The sequence below is a fragment of the Fundidesulfovibrio butyratiphilus genome (assembly GCF_054657235.1).
The window spans coordinates 2,112,704-2,133,253 of sequence record NZ_BAAHXA010000001.1; the positions used below are offsets into that span (position 1 = coordinate 2,112,704).

A 20,550-nucleotide genomic window follows, 5' to 3' on the forward strand; every position below is an offset into this window, starting at 1 on the left:
TCGGCAGGCCGAACGTTCCCAGTACGTATCCAGCGACGGAAAGCCGAAGCATTCCCGCGTGATTCCTCTTCTTTTCGCCACGTTTCCGGAACCGGACGCCGCTTGCGGCGTTGCGTCTTTCCAAACGCGCCCGCCGCGCCTGGAAACGCCTTTCCGTATTTTGCAAGGGCGAAGCGAGGAGCTTCCCCCCTACAGCCCGTTGAAACAGTCGATTCTTGCAACCTGCTCAAAAAACGTGCTGGCAAGGCGCGCAAAAAAGTCAAGCCCGAAGCGGAGTTGGTATCCGTTGAGGGTTTGCGTTTTTCGCAGCAACGCAGCCAGCAAGGATTTTTCAACAGACTGCTTAGCCACGCGACACCGAATCGCCCGCGTCCCAACCGTCGTCCAGGCGGGCGTGGCAACGAAGAAAATGGCCCGGAGCGGCCTCGGTCCAGGGCGGCGCCTGGGCCTCGCATTCGGGCAAAACCCGGGGGCAGCGCGGGGCGAAGGGGCAGCCCTCGCCCCCCCCCTTGACCGCGCTTTCGCGCACCAGCGGCCCGGTCCGCGCCAGGCCCGGCGTCAGCGAAGGGATGGCCGCCAACAACACCCGCGTGTAGGGGTGCAGGGGATTGTCGTACAGGACGGCGGCCGGGGCCAACTCCATGATGCGTCCGGCGTACATCACCGCCACCCGGGCGCACAGGTGGCTGACCACGGCCAGATCGTGGGAGATAAAGAGGTAGGTCAATCCCAGGCGCACCTGCAACTCTTCCAGAATGTTTATGATCTGCGCCTGGATGGAAACATCGAGCGCCGAAACCGGTTCGTCGCAGACCACAAGCGACGGCGACAGGGCCAACGCCCTGGCTATGGCCGCGCGCTGGCGCTGCCCACCCGAGAACTGGTGCGGATAGCGGTCCGCGTGCTCGGGGCGCAGTCCGACCATCTCCAGCAGTTCGAGCACACGCTCGCGTCGCCGGGCCCCGGTTCCCATTTTCTGGGCCGCCAGCCCCTCGGCGATGCTCGTTCCCACGCGCATGCGCGGGTCCAGCGACGAAAAGGGGTCCTGAAAGATCATCTGGGCCGTGCGGGGCAGGCGGCGGGCCGCCTCGGGGTCGTCCCACACGTCGCGTCCGTCCAGCAGCACCCGGCCGGCGCTGGGACGTTCCAAGCGCACCGCCATGCGGGCCAGGGTGGACTTTCCGCACCCGGACTCGCCCACCAGCCCCAAGGTCTCGCCCGCGGCCACGGCCAGGTCGACCCCGTCCACGGCGCGCACGAGCACCGGCCGCCCGGTGAGTCCCTGACGGGCGCGGTAGGTCTTGCCCACCCCTTCGAAAGCCAGACGCGCCGGGGTCATTGGTGCAGCCAGCAGCGCACGAAACGCCCGGGAGACGGGGTGAACACGGGCGGGGCCTTTTGCGCGCACGGGGCGAAGGCCCTGGGACAGCGGGGATGAAAATGGCAGCCCGCGGGCAGGTCGGTGGGAGCGGGCACCATGCCCGCCACCGGAGTCAGGCGCTCGCGTCTGCCGAGCCTGGGCACCGAGGCCAGCAGCCCGACGGTGTAGGGGTGCAGGGGCTCGCGAAACAGGGCTTCCACCGGGCTTTCCTCCACCACCCGGCCCGAGTACATCACGCCCACCCGGTCGCAGGTCTGGGCGACCACGCCCAGGTTGTGGGTGATGAGCAGCATGGCCGTGCGGTTGGCCCGCACCAGGCGGACCATGAGGTCGAGAATCTGCTTCTGCACCGTGACGTCGAGCGCGGTGGTGGGTTCGTCGGCGATGAGCAGGCGAGGCCGGCAGGAAAGGGCCATGGCGATCATGGCCCGCTGGCGCATGCCGCCGGAGAGTTCGTGGGGAAAGCACGCCGCGGCCCGTTCGGGATCGGGCAGCCCCACCTCGGCCAGAAGCTCCACGGCCCTGCGCCGGGCCCGCCTGGCGGAAAGCCCCGCGTGGGCGCGCAGGGGCTCGCCCACCTGGTCGCCCACGCGCATGACCGGATTGAGCGAGGTCATGGGCTCCTGAAAAATCATGCCGATACCGGCCCCGCGCACGCGGCGGAGCTCGGCCGGGCTCATGGTCCGCAGGTCGCGCCCGTCGAACAGGACATGGCCGCCGAGCACCCGTCCCGGCTCCTCCACCAGGCCCAGCACGGACAGGGAGAGCACGGTCTTGCCGCACCCGGACTCGCCCACCAGGCCCAGTATCTCGCCCGCGGCCAGGGCCAGGCTCACCGAATCCACGGCCAGGGCCTGGCCCTTGGCGGTAAAGAAGGCGGTGCTCAACTCGCGGATGGTGAGGAGGGGCGTTTCCATTTTTTCCTTGCCGGGCTTATGCCAACACCGTAACAGCCCGCAGGCGAAGCCGGTTCTCGCGGTTCGTTCAAAAAATTCGCTGGCGAGGCGCGAAAAAAGTCAAGCCCGAAGCGTATTGCGCATACGTGGAGGGTTTGGCTTTTTTGAAGCAAGCGGCCAGCGGGGTTTTTTCAACAAACTGGACATGTTTACGGCTTTGACGCCCCAAAGGCAAGAAGGAGGCGACCCGTGCCCAAGACGGCCATCATCGGCGGGGGCCTGGCCGGATGCGAATGCGCCCTGGCCCTGGCCCGGTCCGGACAGACCGCTACCATTTTCGAGCAAAAGCCCGACAGCTTTTCCCCGGCCCACACGAGTCCGGGCCTGGCGGAACTGGTGTGTTCCAATTCCCTGCGCTCCGACGATCCGCTCAGCGCGGTCGGCCGGCTCAAGGTCGAAATGGAAGCCCTGCACAGCGCGGTCATGGCCGCGGCCCGGGCCTGCCGGGTGCCGGCGGGCAAGGCTTTGGCCGTGGACCGGGAGCTCTTCTCGGCCCGCATGACCCGGACCGTGGACGAAAGCCCCCTCGTCACCGTGGAGCGACGCCGGATAACCGGCCTTTCGGACCCGGCCCTCGCCGGCTTCGACCGGGTGGTTTTGGCCGCCGGCCCCCTGGCCTCCGAAGACCTGGCCGCCGATCTGGCCCGGGCGGTGGGGGCGCAGAGTCTGTATTTCTACGACGCCATAGCGCCCATCGTGTTCGCCCACTCCATCGACAGGGACAAGGTGTTTCGCGCCTCGCGCTGGGAGGAAGGCGAAGGCGACTACCTGAACAGCCCCATGGAGAAGGACGAATACCTGGCCTTTCATCAGGCCCTGCTCGACGGGGAAAAGGTGGCCCCGCGCGAGTTTGAGAAGGAGTTCCACTTCGAAGGCTGCATGCCCGTGGAGGCCCTGGCCGAACGCGGGGTCAAGACCCTGGTCTTCGGCCCGCTCAAGCCCGTGGGGCTCACGGACCCGCGCACCGGACGCCGGCCCTACGCCGTGGTCCAGTTGCGCCCGGAAAACGCCCAGGAAACCTGCTACAACCTGGTGGGATTCCAGACCAAGCTCAAATACCCCGAACAGGAGCGCATTTTTCGCATGCTCCCCGGCCTGGAGCGGGCCGAGTTTGCCCGCCTGGGCAGCATTCACCGCAACACCTACGTGGACGCGCCCAAGGCCCTCACCCAAGACCTGGAGCTCCGCGCCCGGCCCGGCGTCTTCCTGGCCGGCCAGATCACCGGAGTGGAGGGCTACGTGGAGTCCGCGGCCTGCGGCCTGTGGCTGGGGCATCGTCTGGCCCGGGGAATGACCGCGCCGCCCGAAACCACGGCACTTGGCGCGCTGCTGGCGCACTTGCGTCGCCCGGCCAAGCGCTTCACCCCCTCCAACGTGAATTTCGGCCTTACGCCCGAACTCGACGTGCGGGCCAAGAAAGCCAACCGCAAGGAACTCTACGCCCGGCGCGCCGAGGAGGCCTGGACGGCCTGGCTGGCCGAAAACGGCTGGGAATAGCGGCCTGTTGAAAAATCCTTGCTGGCTGCGTTGCTACGAAAAGCGCAAACCCTCAACGGATGCCAACTCCGCTTCGGGTTTGACTATTTTGCGCGCCTTGCCAGCAAGTTTTTTTTGAACAGGCTGCAAGAATCGACTGTTTGGGCGGGCTGATAGGGGCCACGGCCCAAACGGCGGCGGCAGCCCCTACTGGGCGGGAATCCTTACGTGATCGTCGTCGAAATCGCCTCGCGGGGCGCCCTGGTGGCAGGCCACGCAATTGGCCAGGGATTGCACGCCCTTTCTCTGGAACACGGACGGGTCCAGCTTGGCGTGCTTGTGCCGGATGTACGAAAGCTCGGTCACGCGCGTCGGTTCGGCCCCGTCCAGGCCTTTGGCGATCTTGCGGCCGATCTTCCAGGAGGTCTTGTCCGCCGCGTTGGCGACCAGAAAGGCGGCCAGGTCTTTCCTGGTCTGCTCGGGCAGGGCCAGGTCGTTGCCGAAGTGGTCGTTGGACGACCGCATGATCCGACTCCACGAACCCGAAGGCAGAAGCTGGGGGAGGAACGCCCAGTGACAGGAGCCGCAGTTCGCTTGGTAGGCCGCATGGGCGGCTTGCGCCTGGCCCGGCGTCGCCTGTTGCCAGGCGTCCTCCCGGTCGTGGTCGCGTTTATGGTGATCGCCGGCCCAAGCCAACGCAACGACGAACAGACTCGCCATCGCAACAAGAGCAATCCCGAATCGGACTGTCGCACGCATGGTACACCTCACTGATCAACTGCAATTGAAATGCATTCTCACAGGAATGCAACTCTAGCATGTATACAATTCACCTCTTGTCCTGTCAACGCGCTCCGCGCAACGATCCTTCCTAGGGATCTTTCCAAATAATGAACGGGCTGGCTCCGGCCAGATATCGAAGACGCATCGCCTCCGCAGTGCCGTACGTCATCTTGTGCGTTTCGCGCGCGAGGGACACGCGCGCGTGCGGATTGGCGCGCATGCAACGCAGGGGAACGTCTCAAAGCGGGGCGAACCGGGGCCCTTCGGCCGAGCGGCTCGCGGGCCGAGCTCACTCCTCTCCGGTCTTGTCCAGTCCGTCCACCCGCTGTTGAAAGAGCTTGTTCAGCAGGTAGGCGACCACCAGGGCGAAGTAGAACTGGCCGAAGATGGCCTGGGTGACGCTGAGCCGCTGGGCCAGCACCGCATGCGGTATGATGTCGCCGTAGCCCAGGGTGGTCATGGTGGCGAAGCTGAAGTAGATAAGGCTATCCATGATGCGTTCGGGATGGGACCCCATGACGAAGGCGTCCGGCGTGAATCCCGACACCAGCGTGTACAACAGGGCGAAGAAGTACCCCATGAGCAGGTAGCAGTTGACCAGGGCGAACACCTCGCCCAACGTGACTCGACGCGACCGCAGCACGAAGCAAATGATGGAGTGGATGCCGTACCCAAGGCACAACAGGCCCGCCGAGCAGAACAGGATGTTGTACTTTACGTCGTGAAAGTCGCTCGTCCAGGCCAGCAGGTAGCAGACCGTGCTGCCGGCGAGAATGCCCGCGAAGAACCTGCCGCGCACGTGGGAAAGAAGCGCCACGCCGAAGACCACCAGATAGAAAACCAGGCTTTCGATCCTATGCGGCAGGTGCCCGCCCAGGATGAGCATGCCGAAAAGCACCACGGTGATGCTGAACTGACGGTGCTTTCTGATGACGCCAAAGGGCATGGGGACCTCGCCGCCTTTCGGCGCGGTTGGGGAGGCGTTACGCCTCGGCCGGCGCGGGCTGGGTTCGCTTCGGCGGCACCACCCGGGTGAGCAGGGCGATGGCCGCCATGGAAAAGACCAGCCTGGCTCCGAGCGTTCCCCAGGCGCTGGCCCCGATCAGGGTCATGAGCAGGGTGTCCTCGATGAGGGCGTGGCTCAGGCTCATGAGACTCACGGCCGCGAACACGTCGCGCCGGGCGATTTTGCCCCCGGCCACCTCGTGCAGGATGAGCCCGCCCCCGTAGGCCAGGCCCATGGTCATGCCCACCACGGTGATGGCGGCGGCCGCGCGGCCGATGCCCATCAGACGAAGGGCCGGGGCCAGCAGGCGTTCGATGAAGCCGGCCACGCCCAGGGCTTCCAGGGCGCGCATGAACGCCATGAGGGCGAAGATCACGCAGAACACGTAGCCGAGATTTTTCGTTTCGCCCCACACCCAGGCGGCAAAGCCCGGCGGCGAAGCCGGCGGGGCCCAGAGCAGGCGGGCCGGAGCGGCGAGAAACCCGCCCGCGTCCAGCGCGGTCCAGAGCATCCAGGCGCAGACCAGCCCGCCCAGCAGACGCAGCAGGAATTGGCCCCAGAAGCTCACGCCGCAGCTTTGGGCCACGCGGCACTCCACCACCATGTTGTGGGCGACGAGCATGAGCACGGCCAGCACCGTCACCTGGGCCTGGCTCAGGGGAGCCATGGAGGACGATACCGCCTGGAGCACCACCATGCCCGTGTACAGGTTGCCCAGCATGGCCGAAGCCCAGACCAGGCCGGTCTCGGGAGGCAGGCCGATCAGACCCATGACCGGCCCCAGGGGCGCGGCCACGTATTCCACGGCGCCCAACTCCTGGAGCAGTTTCATGAGCGCGATGACGGGCAACATGACCCGGCACAGGGTGAGGCACACCCGGACGTAGGCGCGCAGAAACGAGGCCACGGCGGGGAAAAGCCCGGGAGAAAGGGGCATGGCGGGACTCCGTTGGCAGAGGATGTGGCCCGGCCCGGCGTCAAACGCAGGAAAGCCGAAGGCCCGAGCCCTCGGCTTTCCTGAAAAGGGCCAAGTCCGGCTATGCTACGCCTTGCAGACGTGTTTCACAAGCCGCACCAACTGGTGGGTGAAGCCGGCTTCGTTGTCGTACCAGATAACCACCTTGAGCATGGTTTCGTTCATGACCGCGGTCAGGGGGCCGTCCACTACGCCGCCGTGGGTGTCGCCCAGGTAGTCGACCGAAACCAGGGGTTCGTCGGTGTAGCCCATGGTGTCGTTGGCCTTGGACTTGAGCAGGGCGTTGACTTCCTTGGCGCTGACCGGACGGGCCATCTCGCAGGTCAGGTCCACGAGGGAGCCGTCGGCCGTGGGAGTGCGCACGGAATAGCCGTCCAGCTTGCCGGCCAGTTCGGGGATCACCAGGCCGGCGGCCTTGGCCGCGCCGGTCGTGGTGGGAATGAGCGAGACACAGGCGGCCCGGGCCCGGCGGGGGTCCTTGTGGGAGCCGTCAAGGATGCGCTGGCTCATGGTGTAGGAATGGATGGTGGTCATGAGCCCGTGCTTGATGCCGATGGCGTCGTTGAGGACCTTGGCCACCGGAGCCAGGCAGTTGGTGGTGCACGACGCGGCGGAAATGATCTGATGGGCGGCCGGGTCGTAGTGGTCTTCGTTGACGCCCATGACGATGGTGCAATCGGCGCTCTTTCCCGGCGCGGAGATGATCACCTTTTTGGCGCCGCAGGCCAGGTGCAGGGCGGCCTTGTCGCGCTCGGTGAACTTGCCGGTGGTGTCCACCACGTTCTCGATGTTGTGCTGTTTCCAGTGCCAGTCGCCGGCGGCGAAACGGGTGACCGTGATTTTTTTGCCGTTCACCGTGATGCCGTCGCTCCAGACGCCCACGTCGCCCGCGAAGGTGCGGTGCACGGAGTCGTACTTGAGGAGCCTGGCCAGCTCTTCGTTGCCGGCCCGGGCGTTGATGACGGCGATGTCCACGGCCGGGTCGCCCGCCAGAATCCTGGTCATGTACCGGCCGATGCGCCCGAATCCGTTCACGCCAATGCGAATCGCCATGACAGTCCTCCTTGCTGTGAAGCCATGGAGCCGGGGTTCTGGTCCTTGCGGACAAAAACAGGGACTTCCCGGTCCCCTCCCCGCTGTGCGGTTGAAAAACGCCGGGTCGGCCTTGCGGCGGTCGCCTCCGCGTCCGGCGCGGCCCGGCCTGGCGAATAGCGGCCCGAAGAAACGTCTCTTCGGGCCGTGTGTGTTGCGTTGTCGCGCGGTGGTCTTCGCGCGCCCGGAGCCTTCGCGCCGGGAAAACGGTCCCTAGCTGCCCGTTGAAAAAGTCGACTCTTGCAGCCTGTTCAAATAACGTGCTGGCAAGGCGCGCAAAAAAAATCAATCCCGAAGCGGAGTTGGCATACGGGAGGGTTTGCCTTTCCCGCAGCAACGCAGCCAGCAGGGATTTTTCACCAGGCTGCTAGGCCTTGCCCGAGCAGCCGAGCACGGTGCGGATCTTGTGGGCCACCATGTCGCGCACCGCGTCGCGGGCCGGGCTCAGGTACTGCCTGGGGTCGAAATCGGCCGGATGCTCGGCGAAGTACTTGCGGATCACGGCGGTCATGGCCAGGCGGATGTCGGTATCGATGTTGATCTTGCACACGGCCATGGTGGCGGCCCGGCGCAGCAGTTCCTCGGGAACGCCCTTGGCACCGCCCACGTGTCCGCCGTAGGCGTTGGCCATGTCCACGAACTCCTGCGGCACGCTCGACGAACCGTGCAGCACCAGGGGATAGCCGGGCATGCGTTTGCCGATGACGTCGAGCCGGTCGAAGTCGAGCTTGGCCTCGCCCTTGAATTTATAGGCCCCGTGGCTGGTGCCGATGGCGATGGCCAGGGAGTCGCAGCCCGTGCGCTCCACGAATTCCACGGCCTGGTCGGGGTCGGTGTAGATGCTGTGCTCGGAGCTGACCTCGTCTTCCACGCCGGCCAGGCGGCCGAGTTCGGCCTCGACCCACACGCCCTTGTCGTGGGCGTATTGCACCACCTGTTTGGTCAGGGCGATGTTTTCCTCGAAGGGCAGATGCGAGCCGTCTATCATGACCGAGGTGAATCCGGCCTCGATGACTTTCTGGCAGATCTCGAAATTCTGGCCGTGGTCAAGATGGAGCACCACCGGCAGGTCGGTGCCCAGCATGGCGGCTTCCATGAGCTTGATGATGTAGGTTTCGCCCGCGTACTTGCGCGCCCCGGCCGACACCTGGAGGATGAGCGGGGAGCGTTCCTGCTCGCCGGCGCTCATGATGCCCTGGATGATCTCCATGTTGTTGACGTTGAACGCGCCGACGGCATAGCCGCCCGCGTAGGCTTTGGCGAACATTTCCTTGGGGGACACCAGGGGCATGGGGTTTTCCTCCTTATACGGTTACGTCGCTGGCGACGGTGCGGCGAAACGGGTTTCGATAGGCCGAAACCTACGCCAGGGCAAGTTTTATTGTCAACGCAAAGGCCCGTCCGGCCTTGTTCGGTCTGGTTTCGCCACGCCTGGACCCTGCCGCGTCACGCGTGACGGCCGGGTCGTTTTCCTTCCAGGCGGGCATGGAACGCCACGCTGCCTCGGCGATGGTGTTTGGCTGCGTACATGGCTTCGTCGGCCTTGCGCAACAACTCTTCGGGCTCCAAAGCGTCGTCGGGATAGAGGCTGACGCCCACGCTGGCTCCGGGACCGCGCACCCCGCCCAGGGAGGCGTAGGGCTTGCGCAGACTGGCCGTCAGCTTGCGGGCCACCTCGGCCGGTCCGGACTCGCCGCGCTGGTCGGCCAGCACCACCACGAACTCGTCGCCGCCCACCCTGGCCACCAAGTCCGTCGTGCGCACCTGCGACACCAGGCGCTGCGCAACCTCCTTGAGCACGGCGTCACCCACGGCGTGGCCGAAGTGGTCGTTGACGGGCTTGAAGCGGTCCAGGTCCAGGAACAGGACCGCCACCTTGGAGTTGCACAGCCGCGCGTCGGCCAGCACCCGGTCCAGCCGGGCCATGAGCACCACCCGGTTGGGCAGACCCGTGAGCGCGTCGCTCAGGGAGGAGCGGCGGATGTCTTCCTCGTGCTCCTTGGCGTCGGTGATGTCTTGCACCACGCCGTCGTAGAAGGCGATACGCCCCAGGGCGTCGCGGTGGAGCACGGCGGTGTTGCGCACCCAGCGCACTCCGCCGTCCTTGCGGATGATGCGGTGCGCCAGGGGGGGGCTGGGCAGACCCCTGGACAGGCGCTCAGCCCATTCCCGCACCAGGTGGCGGTCGTCGGGATGGACCATCTCGATCCAGAGATTGGGGTCGTCGGAATATTCTTCCGGCGCGAAACCGGTGAGACGTTCGCACCCCTCCCCGTGGGTCGTGCCCACGGCCTGGCCGTTTTCCACGCGCACGGTGTAGACATAGTCGGTCACGGACTCCAGCAGACGACGATAGCGCTCCCCGCTTTCGCGCATGAAGCGTTCGGCCTCCTCCAGGCGTTCGGCCTTGATCCGAAGCGCGGCCAGTTCGGCCCGAAGTTGCTCCTTGGTCTTGCCGGTGTCGCCAATGCGCATGCTCCACTCCTCGCGCCCGCCGCGACAGGATCCGCGTTCGCGCGCTTTGGGGCAATCCTAGCACGAAGGCCCTGGCGTTTTCCATGAAATTCTTATTGGGTGCGGCCTGGGAACATGCTAGAACCCTCTGTGCCGACTTCCGTGAAGCAGCCCGTTTCGGGCGGGCCGCCTCTTCTTGACTCGACCCGGCGCTTCACGCATGGAAACTGGCGAGGAGCGCCATGCGCCATACCGTCACGTCCAACGCGAGGGTTTTTTCCATGATCATGGAGTGCATCAAGACCGGGGACTCCAACCTTACCGAAATGTTCAAGCCCTTCGGGCTCAAGATGGAAGAGCAGGGACTGCCGCCCATCGTGATAAACGTTTTCAAGTGTTACTATTCGCGCTTGATCTACGGCGCGCAGGGCAAGCTGCCCGAAGAGGAGATCCTCCCCCTCACCGACTCCGAAACGCCCCACTACGAAGAGTTGGAGGACTACGCCGCGGCCGGACGCGAGGCCATGGGTCAGGCCGTGGTCATCAAGCTGAACGGCGGGCTGGGCACGTCCATGGGCCTGGAAAAGGCCAAGAGCCTCATCACGGTCAAGGACAACATGACCTTCCTCGACCTGATCCTGGCCCAGATGCGCATCCTGCGCGAAACCTACGGCCTGACCATCCCGCTGCTGTTCATGAACAGCTTCAAGACCCACCTGGACACCATGCTCAAGGTGGAAGGCTTCGACAACGGCCCCTCGGGCCTGCCTCTGGCCTTTTTGCAGCACCGCTATCCCAAGATTCTCAACCGGGACCTCTCCCCGGCCACCTGGCCCCAGAACCCGGAACTGGAATGGAACCCCCCGGGACACGGCGACATCTACACCGCGCTTGTCACCTCGCACCTGCTCACGCGCCTGCTCAAGCGGGGCATCCACTACGCCTTCATCTCCAATTCCGACAACCTGGGCGCGGTCATGGACGAACGGCTGCTGGGCTACATGGCGGCCAAGAAGGCCCCCTTCGTGATGGAAGTGGCCGCCCGCACCCCGCTCGACCGCAAGGGCGGGCACTTGGCCAGGCTACGCTCCAACGGCCGCCTGGTGCTGCGCGAATCCGCCCAGTGCCTGGAACGCGACAGCCAGAGCTTTCAGGACATTTCCCGCCACCGCTATTTCAACACCAACTCCCTCTGGGTGGACCTGCGCTCCCTGGAAAAGGTCTTCGTGGCCAACGGCATGATGCCCCTGGACCTCATCGTCAATCCCAAGACCCTGGACCCGCGCGATCCCACCAGCCCGGGCGTGCTCCAGATCGAAACCGCCATGGGCTCGGCCGTGAGCGCCTTCGAAAACGCCCGGGTGGTCCTGGTGCCGCGCACCCGGTTCGCCCCGGTCAAGACCACGGCCGACCTGCTGCTGGTCATGAGCGACTGCTACGAGCGCACCACGGCCCAGACCGTGGTGCCCTCGCCGGCCAGGTGCATGCCCGAACCGGTGCTGACCCTCGATTCCAAGTTTTACAAGAAGATCGACGACTTCACGGCCCACTTTCCCGAGGGCGCGCCCTCGCTTCTGGAATGCGACAGCCTGTCCGTGTCCGGGGACGTGCTCTTTCGCGGCGGGGTGCGGGTGACGGGAGACGCCAAGGTGGTCAACGCCTCCTCCAAGCAGGCCGTGGTGGGACCCAACGTCCAGGTCACCGGGGAGGTCAAGCTCTGATGATGCGCGTGCTGCTGGTCGAGGACGATCCCCAGGCGGCCGGCTACCTGGTCAAGGGCCTGCGCGAGCAGGGCATGACCGTGGAACACGTGGCCGACGGCCGCGAGGGACTCATCCGGGCCACGGGCGGGGGCTACGACGCCATCATTCTCGACCGCATGCTGCCCGGACTCGACGGCCTGACCATCCTGAAAACCCTGCGGGCCTCCGAAGACCTGACCCCGGTCCTGGTGCTCTCGGCCCTTTCCGACGTGGACGACCGGGTGGAAGGCCTGCGCGCCGGCAGCGACGACTACCTGACCAAACCCTTCGCCTTCGCCGAGCTCATGGCCCGCCTCGAAGCCCTGGGCAGGCGTCGCCGGGCCGAACAGCCCCTGACCGTGCTCAAGGTGGCCGACCTGGAAATCGACCTCACCGCCCGCACGGTGAAACGCGCCGGCAAGCCCATCGAGCTCAAGCCCAAGGAATTTTCCCTGCTCGAATACTTCATGCGCCACGCCGGGCAGGTGGTCACCCGGACCATGCTGCTCGAACGGGTGTGGGACTACGCCTTCGACCCCCAGACCAACGTCATCGACGTGCATGTGAGCCGCCTGCGCGGCAAGATCGACAAGGACTTCGACAAGCCCCTGCTCCAGACCGTGCGCGGAGCGGGATACATGCTGCGTGATCCGTCCGAAGCTTCTTAAAAGCCTGAGCTTCCGCCTGGCCATGGGCCAGGTGGGGCTCTACGTGCTGTCGGCGTCGCTTTTTTCCGCGTTCATCTACTGGGCCGCCGCCACCTTCATGGCCCGCCAGGCCGACGAGATCATCGACACCGAGGCCTGGAGCCTGGCCGAACAGTACGACCAGCGCGGCCTGGGCGGACTCATGATGGTCATCGCCAGCCGCCTGCGCAACGATCTGTCGCGCAACAACATCTACCTGCTGGTCGACCGGGACTACCGCTACCTGGCCGGCAACATGCGCACCTTTCCCAAGGACGTCACGCCCCAGGGCTATCCCCTGTGGGCCTCGATCAAGGTGGCCACCAGCGAAAACACCGCGCCCATCGAGGCCAGGGTGCTGGTCATCACCCTGCCCGGGCGGGTGCACCTGCTGGTGGGACGCGAAATGAGCGACGTGGCCAGGGCCAGGGGCGTGCTGGCCAAGGCCATGGGCCTGGGACTTCTGGGCAGCATGATCCTGGGCGTGGCCTGGGGCTGGATCACCAGCGCCAAACTGGCCTCCCGGCTCGACGCCGTGAACCGGGCCAGCCGCGAAATCATGGGCGGGGCCTTGCAGAGCCGCATTCCGGTCACCGGTCGCGGCGACGAATTCGACCGCCTGGCCGACAACCTGAACGCCATGCTCGACCGCATCGGCGAGCTTCTGGCCGCCGTGCGCCAGGTTTCGGACAACATCGCCCACGACCTGCGCAGTCCCCTGACCCGGCTGCGTTCGCGCCTGGAGCTGGCCCTGTTGGAAAAACCCGAGCCCGACACCCTGCGCCAGGCCGTGGAAGAGGCCATCGCCCAGGCCGAGGGCATCATCGCCACCTTCAACGCCCTGCTCACCATCGCCCAGGCCGAATCGGCCACGGGCCGGGGTGACTTCGACATCCTGGACTTCACGGCCCTGGCCCTTTCCGCCGCCGAACTCTACGAACCCGTGGCCGAGGACAAGTCCCTGGGTCTGGAAGTGGACCTCGCGCCGAACGTGCGCGTGCGCGGCAACCGACACCTGCTCGCCCAGGCCCTGACCAACCTCCTGGACAACGCCGTGAAGTACACCCCGGAAGGCGGAACGGTGCGGGTGGGGCTGGCCGACTCCGAGCGGGGGCCGATCCTTCTGGTGGCCGATTCGGGGCCGGGAATCCCCCGGGAAGAGCGCGCCAACGTGCTCAAACGCTTCTATCGCCTGGACCATAGCCGGGGCACCCCGGGCAACGGCCTGGGGCTGTCGCTGGTGGCCGCCGTGGCCAGACTGCACGGGGCCGCCCTCAAGCTGGAGGACGAATGCCCGGGACTGGGCGTGCGCCTGGAGTTCCCCCCCCTTGCGGACGCTCCGGCTTTGGCGGCCAAGAGCGTCTCCGTGGCGTCGTAAGGCCGCATGAAGCGCGCGTATCACCGGTTTCGACCCGCCCCGGAAGCGTTTTTCCGCCCACTTTCCCCTCGGAGAGCGCGCTGGGCCGCACCGCGTCGCCCAAATCGCGCCATCGCCCGCCCCGGATGAACAATCGTTCATCCGGCAGCCACCTTGCGGCAAGATTGAGAGACTAATTCCCTGCATCACGGCGCGTGTCGCGCCCTAGCAAAGAGGAGTCATTCATGCATCGCCGTTCGACCGTTCGGATATTTGCCCTGACCGTCCTGTGCGTGGCCGTGCTTTCTGCGCAGGCCATGGCCGCCTCGCTGCCCCAGTTCGCCGACCTGGCGGAAAAATGCGGGCCGGCGGTGGTGAACGTATTCACCGAAACCAAGCCCAAGCCCCAGCGCTCGCCCAAGTTCATGACCCCCAGGGGCACCCCCTTCGACGAATTTTTCGACCAGTTCGACCAGTTCTTCAACCAGCAGCCGCAGCGTCGCTCCAAGTCGCTCGGTTCGGGTTTTCTCATCTCCCCCGACGGCTACATCCTGACCAACAACCACGTGGTGGAAAAGGCCGACAAGGTCAACGTGAAGCTCCAGTCCGGCGAAAAGACCTACAAGGCCAAGGTCATCGGCCAGGACGCCGAAACCGACCTGGCGCTCATCAAGATCGAAGCCGGCAACGCCCTGCCCTTTCTCAAGCTGGGCGACTCGTCCAAGATGCGCGTGGGCGACTGGGTGGTGGCCATCGGCAATCCCTTCGGCCTGGCCCACACGGTCACCGCGGGCATCATCTCGGCCAAGGGCCGCATCATCGGCGCGGGCCCGTATGACGACTTCATCCAGACCGACGCCTCCATCAACCCGGGCAACTCCGGCGGCCCGCTCATCAACCTGGACGGCGAGGTGATCGGCATCAACACCGCCATCGTGGCTTCGGGTCAGGGCATCGGCTTCGCCGTGCCTTCGAACATGGCCAAGGGCGTGGTGGCCCAGCTCAAGGACAAGGGCAAGGTCAAGCGCGGCATGCTGGGCGTGACCATCCAGTCCCTGGACGAAAACACCGCCAAGGCCCTGGGCCTGCCCTCCACCAAGGGAGCGCTGGTCAGCCAGGTCAGCAAGGACGGACCGGCCGACAAGGCGGGCCTGCAGGCCGGCGACGTGATCGTGGAGCTCAACGGACAGCCCATCGCCGATTCCCACGACCTCACCACCCGCGTGGGCGCCACCCCTCCGGGCGAAACCGTGAAGCTCGAAGTCTTGCGCAAGGGCAAGCCCGTGTCGATCCGGGTCACCCTCACCGAGCGCGACCTCAAGCAGTTGGCCGCGGCCGACGGTTCCGGCGAAGTCTCCCCGGACAACGCCTTGGGCATGACTCTGGGCGGCGCCGAATCGCGCTCGGGCCACGCCGCGGTGGTGGTTTCCGCCGTGGAGCCGGGGTCGGCCGCCGCCGAAGCGGGCATGCGCCGGGGCGACATCATCCTGCAAATCAACCAGCGCTCGGTTTCCACCCCGGCCGAAGCGGCCAAGGTCATCGCCGAAGAAGGCCAGGCCAAGGGCGCGGTGGTCCTTCTGGTCAAGCGCCAGGGACAAGCCCTGTTCAGAACCATTCCCGTGCAGTAACATGTGCCTCAGCCGGTCCGGGCTTCGCCACCCCGGACCGGAGTCCTCCTCCCAAGCAGGAACCCCCGTTCGCGGGGGTTCTTGTTTTGGCGGCGGCGGTTGAAAAGCCCTGACGCGTACGCTATCCCCTTGAGGACGCGGGCCGATCCGCGCGCCGGACGCGTCCGGCCGGGCCGGCGCGCGCCAGGACGAAAGCTCCCCCCGGTCGAGGCCCTGTTTCGTCCCGAGCGTCCTGTTTCTTGGCAGTTTTTCAAGGAGCGTTCATGGACCGCAAAGACCTGTTCCGGCTTTTTTCCCCGGGCGGACAAAACCCCCCCGAATCGCCGCGCAAACACCTGGTCATGGTGGTGGATCTGCGCCGGTGCGTGGGCTGCCAGGCCTGCACCGTGGCCTGCGCCATGGAAAACCGCACCCCGTTGGGTCAATTTCGCACCTCGGTGACGGATTTCGAAATCCTGGTCCAAGGGGTTCCCCGCAAGGTCCTCACGCCGCGGCTGTGCAACCACTGCGACGATCCGCCCTGCGTGCCGGTCTGCCCGGCCAAGGCCACCTTCAAACGGGCCGACGGCCTGGTGCTGGTGGACCCGGCCCGGTGCGTGGGCTGCGGCTACTGCGTGCTCAACTGTCCCTACGGAGCCCGGTTCCTGAACCACCACACCCACCGGGCCGACAAGTGCACCCTGTGCGTCCATCGCCTGGACGCCGGGCTCCTGCCCGCCTGCGTGGAAACCTGCGTGGGCAAGGCCCGCATCGTGGGCGATCTGGCCGACCCGAAAAGCCGTGTCAGCCGCCTGCTGGCCGAAGCCAAGGCCGTGGTGCTCAAGCCCGAAGCCGGCACCAGGCCCCAGGTGTTCTACCTGGGCGCGTCGGAAAACGACCCCCTGCCCGAACCGGACATGGCCAAGGGCGGCTTCGTCCGGGTGACCGAGGAGAACTTCCGATGAGCCCCATCCTCGAACTCACGGCCTTTCGCGGCCAACCGGTTTGGGAATTCCCGGCCGGGCTATACCTGGCCATGGTCCAGGCCGGGGCCTTCGCCCTTTTGGCCGGGGCCTTCGCCCAGACCTTCGGACGAAAAAGCGCCCCGGGCCTGGCCCCCTACGCCACCGTGGCCGGCGCGGCGCTCGCGCTGTGCGCTCCCGTGTGCCTGGTGACGGAAATGCTCGCTCCCTGGCGCTTCGCCACGCTTTTCTGGCGATTCACGCCCTTCTCGCCGCTCTCCTGGGGGGTGATCGCCCTTTCCCTTCTCGCCGCGCTCGGCGTGGCGCGCGTGGCCGGAGTCCTGCGCGGGGGACGGTTCGCCACCCCCTGGTCGGCCCGGATCACCGCCCTGGCCGCGCTTGGCGTGCTGGCCTACACCACGGTCGAGGTGGGCCTGGTGGCCGGCGTCCCCCTGTGGAAAGACCCCGTGGGATTGGCCGTGGGACTTTGCGCCAGCCTGTCGGCCGGCCTTGTCCTGGCTTTGGTCACGGCCAGGCTGTGCGACAAGCCCACCTGGCGGCCCGCGCCCCGCTTTCTGGCCGGAGGAACGGCCGCCCTGGCGGGCATTGCGCTCCTGGCCTGGGGGCTTCTCGGCGGATGGCCGTCCATGCCCGGCTGGGGGCGGGGCACGATCCTGCTGGCCGGATCGGGCGTACTGCTCTTTTCGGGCGGCGTGCTGCTGACGCGCCCGGGTGAAACGGGCTTCGCCACGGCCGCGACCTTTGTGCTGGCCGGGGACCTGGGCGCGCGCCTGGGCCTGGTGCTGGCCGGACAGGCCGCCTCGCTCGGACGCAACCTGGGCGAGCCCGCGCTGCTGGGTCACTTGCCCTGGCTCGCAGCCGTGGCTCCTGCGGCCCTGGCCGTCGGGCTGCTCTGCCTGGCCGGACTGACCCTGGCTCGACGCCCCGAAACGCAAAACACCGCGCCGGACGAGCCGCTCGCGCCTTCCTCCGCGCCCCCTCAAGGAGACACTCCATGACCCTGGACAGACGCACCCTGCTCAAAGGCCTGGGCGCGGCGGCGGGCCTGAGCGTGTTCGCGGGGGGCGTGGCCCCCACGCTCAAGGCCGTGCTCACCGGCCCCCCGGACGATCCGTCTCCCCAGGCCAAGGGCTCTCTGGCCCCGGAAGCCCATGTGGACCCGGCCAGCGGCCAGGTGCGGTTCAATCCCGACCAGTACCTGGCCAGCTCGTTGTGCGTGGGCTGCACCAGCCTGTGCGGCGTACGGGTGCGCGTGGACCGCTCCACCGGCCGCGTGCTCAGGGTGACGGGCAATCCCTGGCATCCCCTGGCGGCCCGACCGCCCCTGCCCTACGAGGCGGACATGGCCGAGAGCGTGCGCCAGCTTTCCGGCGAGGCGGGGCTTTCGCGCCGGGCCACGGCCTGCGGACGGGGCAACGCGGTGCTGGACAAGCTCACCGACCCGTATCGGGTACTCACGCCGCTCAAACGCGTCGGGCCGCGCGGGTCGCACCATTGGGAGCCCATCAGCCTGGAACGGCTGGTGGAGGAGGTCAGCCAGGGCGGCGATCTCTTCGGCGAGGGGCACGTGGACGGGCTGGCGACCCTGACCACGGGCGAGCTTCTGGACCCGGGCGCTCCCGAGTTCGGCCCCAAAGCCAACCAGTTGGCCTTTCTGTTCGGCTACGCCAACGGCCGCCAGCATTTGGCCCTGCGTTTCGCGGCCGGGGCCTTCGGCACCCTGAACACGGTCAACCACCAGGGCAATTGCGGCCTGAGCATGCGCGCGGGCTACGCGGCCATGCTGGGCGATTTCCAAACCTATCCCCACCTCAAGCCCGACTACGCCAACGTCGCGTTTTATCTTTCCATCGGGTCGGCCCCGGCCCAGGCCGGCAACCCCTTCATGTACCAGGCCGCCCACATGGCCGAACGCCGGGCCCGGGGCGACCTGCGTCTGGTGGTGGTGGACCCGGTGCTGACCAACGCCGACAACCGATACGCCGGGCCGAACGTGGAGTGGGTTCCCATAAAGCCCGGGACCGACGGAGCCCTGGTCCTGGGCATGATGCGGCGCATGTTCGACACCGGGGGCATAAACGCCCGCCACCTGGCCCAGCCCAACGAAAAGGCCGCGCGCAAAGCCGGCGAGGCCGCCTGGACCAACGCCACCCATCTGGTGGTGGCCGATCCCGACTCCCCGGATTTCGGACGCATGCTGCGCGCCCGCCAGGTCTTCCCGGACGCCGCCGAAGACGCCTTGCTGGTCTTCGACCCCGGCCTGGGAGCGTTCATGGCCCACGACCAGGCCGCCGGGCCGGCGGAACTCTTCTTTTCCGGCCGAGTGAACACCGGAAACGGTCCGGTCACGGTCAAGACCGCCTTGAGCCTGCTGGCCGACGAAGCCAGAAGCAGGACGCTGGACGAATACGCGGCCGCCTGCGGCGTGGCCGCGAGCGACATCACGCGTCTTGCCGACGCTTTCGCCTCCCACGGAGCGAAAGCCGTGGCCGACTGCCACGGCGGAACCATGCACGCGGCCGGATTTTACACGGCCTACGCCGTGGCCCTCCTGAACGCCCTGGCCGGCAACCTGAACCGCAAGGGCGGCGCCGGCGTGGGAGGCGGCAAGTTCCAGGACTTCGGCCCAGGTCCCCTATACGACCTGTCGAACTTTCCCGGGAAGGCCAAACCCCGGGGCGTGCGCCTTTCGCGCCAGGGGTTCTCCTACGAAAAGACCTCGGAATTCGCGGACCTGAAGCGAGCCGGAAAGAATCCCTATCCGGCCAAAGCCCCGTGGTATCCCTTTTCCAACGCCGTGCAATCGGAATATCCGCCCTCAGCCGTGAACGGCTATCCCTATCCGCTCAAGGCCATGCTCTTCTGGGCCACCAATCCGGTGTACGGACAATCCGGCGTGATGGGATCGTGCCAGGCCGGCCTCGCCGACCCCAAGGTGGTGCCGCTCATGATCTGCGTGGACGCCTTCATGACCGAAACGGCGGCCCTTTGCGACTACGTGGTGCCGGACGTGGCCCTGTACGAAGGCTTCGGTTCGGCCACGCCCTGGGCCGGCCCCCTGGCCCGCGTCTCCACCGTGGCCTGGCCCTGCGTGGACACCCCGGTGGCCAAAACCCCCGACGGCGACCCCGTGTGCATGGAGACGTTCTTCATCGCCCTGGCCCGCCGCCTGGGACTGCCCGGCTTCGGCCCGGGAGCCATCCAGGCCAGGGACGGCTCGGCCCGCGATCTCCTGCGCCCCGAGGACTGGTATCTGCGCGGCGCGGCCAACGTGGCCTTCAACCAGCCCCCCGTGCCCGAGGCCACGCCCGAGGACATGGCCGCCTGCGGCCTGGACCGGCTGCAAGACGCCCTCGCCCGCGTCCTGCCCGCGGACCAGGCGCGCCGCGCGGCCTACGTCTACTGCCGGGGAGGACGCTTCGATCCCGAGGCAAAGGGCTGGCAGGGCGAATTCCTGGCCCGACGCTGGACAAAACCCGTGCAGGTCTGGAACGAAACCGTGGCCCTGGCCAGAAATTCCATGACCGGCAAACCCCACTTCGGCACCGGAGCCTGGCGCGAGCCGTGCTTTTGCCAGGGCACCCCGATACGCGCCCTGTATGCCGAAACGGACTGGCCGTTTCTGGTGGTTTCCACCAAGTCCCAGCTCATGAGCGCCGGGGCCGTGGGCTCGCCGCGCCTGCACGCCATCCGGCCCCGGGGCGAGGCCGCCATCGGCGAGGCCGACGCGGCCAGGCTCGGACTCGCCACGGGCGACCAGGCCCTTATCGAGACCCCGGGCGGTCAGGTGGAAGTCCGTCTCACCGTGCGCCGGGGACTGGCACCGGGCGTCCTGGCCCTGGAGCACGGCTACGGACACTTTGCCCAGGGCGCGAAAACCCTGGTCTACGGCGACGACACGCTGGGTCAATGCCCCCTGCGCGGGGCCGGGGCCCTGGCCAATCTGCTGGGCTTTTCCGATCCCTTCAGACAGGGCGCATCCACCCTGGCCGACCCGGTGGTGGGAGCCAACGCGAGAAACGCCCTGCCCGCCAGGGTGAAAAAGCTCTAG

General features: G+C 66.9%; 17 protein-coding genes. 8 read left to right on the forward strand and 9 right to left on the reverse strand.

Annotation, left to right across the window (positions count from 1 at the left end; genetic code table 11):
• Positions 1–189 precede the first annotated feature (189 nt).
• From ACYQ01_RS09735 to ACYQ01_RS09745, 3 genes are read right to left on the reverse strand one after another with little or no spacing between them, the layout of a single operon-like run.
• Entirely contained in the window at positions 190–351 is a 162-nt protein-coding gene (locus tag ACYQ01_RS09735) for a hypothetical protein (RefSeq protein WP_459933646.1), read from the reverse strand.
• A complete protein-coding gene (locus ACYQ01_RS09740; RefSeq protein WP_459933647.1) occupies positions 344–1,339 on the reverse strand; it encodes an ABC transporter ATP-binding protein in 996 nt (331 codons plus the stop codon). Before ACYQ01_RS09740 ends, ACYQ01_RS09735 begins: the two co-directional genes overlap by 8 nt.
• Positions 1,336–2,298 (reverse strand): ABC transporter ATP-binding protein, encoded by a 963-nt coding sequence (locus ACYQ01_RS09745; RefSeq protein ID WP_459933648.1) that lies wholly within the window; start codon positions 2,296–2,298, stop codon positions 1,336–1,338. Before ACYQ01_RS09745 ends, ACYQ01_RS09740 begins: the two co-directional genes overlap by 4 nt.
• A gap of 228 nt (positions 2,299–2,526) precedes the next feature.
• Between ACYQ01_RS09745 and trmFO the strand changes: the two genes are divergently transcribed.
• Positions 2,527–3,834 carry a methylenetetrahydrofolate--tRNA-(uracil(54)-C(5))-methyltransferase (FADH(2)-oxidizing) TrmFO gene (gene trmFO / locus ACYQ01_RS09750; RefSeq protein ID WP_459933649.1) on the forward strand — a complete coding sequence of 436 codons (1,308 nt, stop codon included), beginning with the start codon at positions 2,527–2,529 and terminating at the stop codon, positions 3,832–3,834.
• Between the two features lie 186 nt (positions 3,835–4,020).
• On the opposite strand, the gene ACYQ01_RS09755 is transcribed toward trmFO, so the two are convergent.
• From ACYQ01_RS09755 to ACYQ01_RS09780, 6 genes are all read right to left on the reverse strand, one after another.
• Positions 4,021–4,572, reverse strand: a complete 552-nt coding sequence (locus ACYQ01_RS09755) for a dihem cytochrome c (protein ID WP_459933650.1) — start codon at positions 4,570–4,572, stop codon at positions 4,021–4,023.
• A 313-nt stretch (positions 4,573–4,885) separates the two neighbouring features.
• On the reverse strand, positions 4,886–5,542 hold the full coding sequence (locus tag ACYQ01_RS09760; RefSeq protein WP_459933651.1) for an ion channel: 657 nt from the start codon (positions 5,540–5,542) through the stop codon (positions 4,886–4,888).
• A 37-nt stretch (positions 5,543–5,579) separates the two neighbouring features.
• Entirely contained in the window at positions 5,580–6,539 is a 960-nt protein-coding gene (locus ACYQ01_RS09765; protein ID WP_459933652.1) for a nucleoside recognition domain-containing protein, read from the reverse strand.
• Between the two features lie 105 nt (positions 6,540–6,644).
• Entirely contained in the window at positions 6,645–7,631 is a 987-nt protein-coding gene (gap, locus tag ACYQ01_RS09770; RefSeq protein WP_459933653.1) for a type I glyceraldehyde-3-phosphate dehydrogenase, read from the reverse strand.
• 406 nt (positions 7,632–8,037) lie between these two features.
• Entirely contained in the window at positions 8,038–8,961 is a 924-nt protein-coding gene (gene fba / locus ACYQ01_RS09775) for a class II fructose-1,6-bisphosphate aldolase (RefSeq protein WP_459933654.1), read from the reverse strand.
• A gap of 155 nt (positions 8,962–9,116) precedes the next feature.
• A complete protein-coding gene (locus tag ACYQ01_RS09780) occupies positions 9,117–10,145 on the reverse strand; it encodes a diguanylate cyclase domain-containing protein (protein ID WP_459933655.1) in 1,029 nt (342 codons plus the stop codon).
• Between the two features lie 221 nt (positions 10,146–10,366).
• Between ACYQ01_RS09780 and ACYQ01_RS09785 the strand changes: the two genes are divergently transcribed.
• The 7 genes from ACYQ01_RS09785 to ACYQ01_RS09815 all read left to right on the forward strand — a co-directional run bounded on the left by ACYQ01_RS09785 (position 10,367) and on the right by ACYQ01_RS09815 (position 20,550).
• Positions 10,367–11,845, forward strand: coding sequence for a UTP--glucose-1-phosphate uridylyltransferase (locus tag ACYQ01_RS09785; RefSeq protein ID WP_459933656.1), 1,479 nt, complete (start codon positions 10,367–10,369; stop codon positions 11,843–11,845).
• A gap of 2 nt (positions 11,846–11,847) precedes the next feature.
• Positions 11,848–12,534: a response regulator transcription factor gene (locus tag ACYQ01_RS09790; RefSeq protein ID WP_459933909.1), complete on the forward strand. Its 687-nt coding sequence runs from the start codon at positions 11,848–11,850 to the stop codon at positions 12,532–12,534.
• The gene (locus tag ACYQ01_RS09795) at positions 12,512–13,930 is read left to right on the forward strand and encodes a sensor histidine kinase (protein WP_459933657.1); all 1,419 of its coding nucleotides are present in this window, start codon (positions 12,512–12,514) and stop codon (positions 13,928–13,930) included. Before ACYQ01_RS09790 ends, ACYQ01_RS09795 begins: the two co-directional genes overlap by 23 nt.
• Before the next feature lie 224 nt (positions 13,931–14,154).
• Entirely contained in the window at positions 14,155–15,537 is a 1,383-nt protein-coding gene (locus tag ACYQ01_RS09800) for a DegQ family serine endoprotease (protein WP_459933658.1), read from the forward strand.
• Positions 15,538–15,800: 263 nt separating this feature from the next.
• On the forward strand, positions 15,801–16,481 hold the full coding sequence (gene dsrO, locus ACYQ01_RS09805) for a sulfate reduction electron transfer complex DsrMKJOP subunit DsrO (protein WP_459933659.1): 681 nt from the start codon (positions 15,801–15,803) through the stop codon (positions 16,479–16,481).
• The gene (gene nrfD / locus ACYQ01_RS09810) at positions 16,478–17,497 is read left to right on the forward strand and encodes an NrfD/PsrC family molybdoenzyme membrane anchor subunit (RefSeq protein WP_459933660.1); all 1,020 of its coding nucleotides are present in this window, start codon (positions 16,478–16,480) and stop codon (positions 17,495–17,497) included. The genes dsrO and nrfD overlap by 4 nt, the downstream gene beginning before the upstream one ends.
• Positions 17,494–20,550 (forward strand): molybdopterin dinucleotide binding domain-containing protein, encoded by a 3,057-nt coding sequence (locus ACYQ01_RS09815; protein ID WP_459933661.1) that lies wholly within the window; start codon positions 17,494–17,496, stop codon positions 20,548–20,550. The genes nrfD and ACYQ01_RS09815 overlap by 4 nt, the downstream gene beginning before the upstream one ends.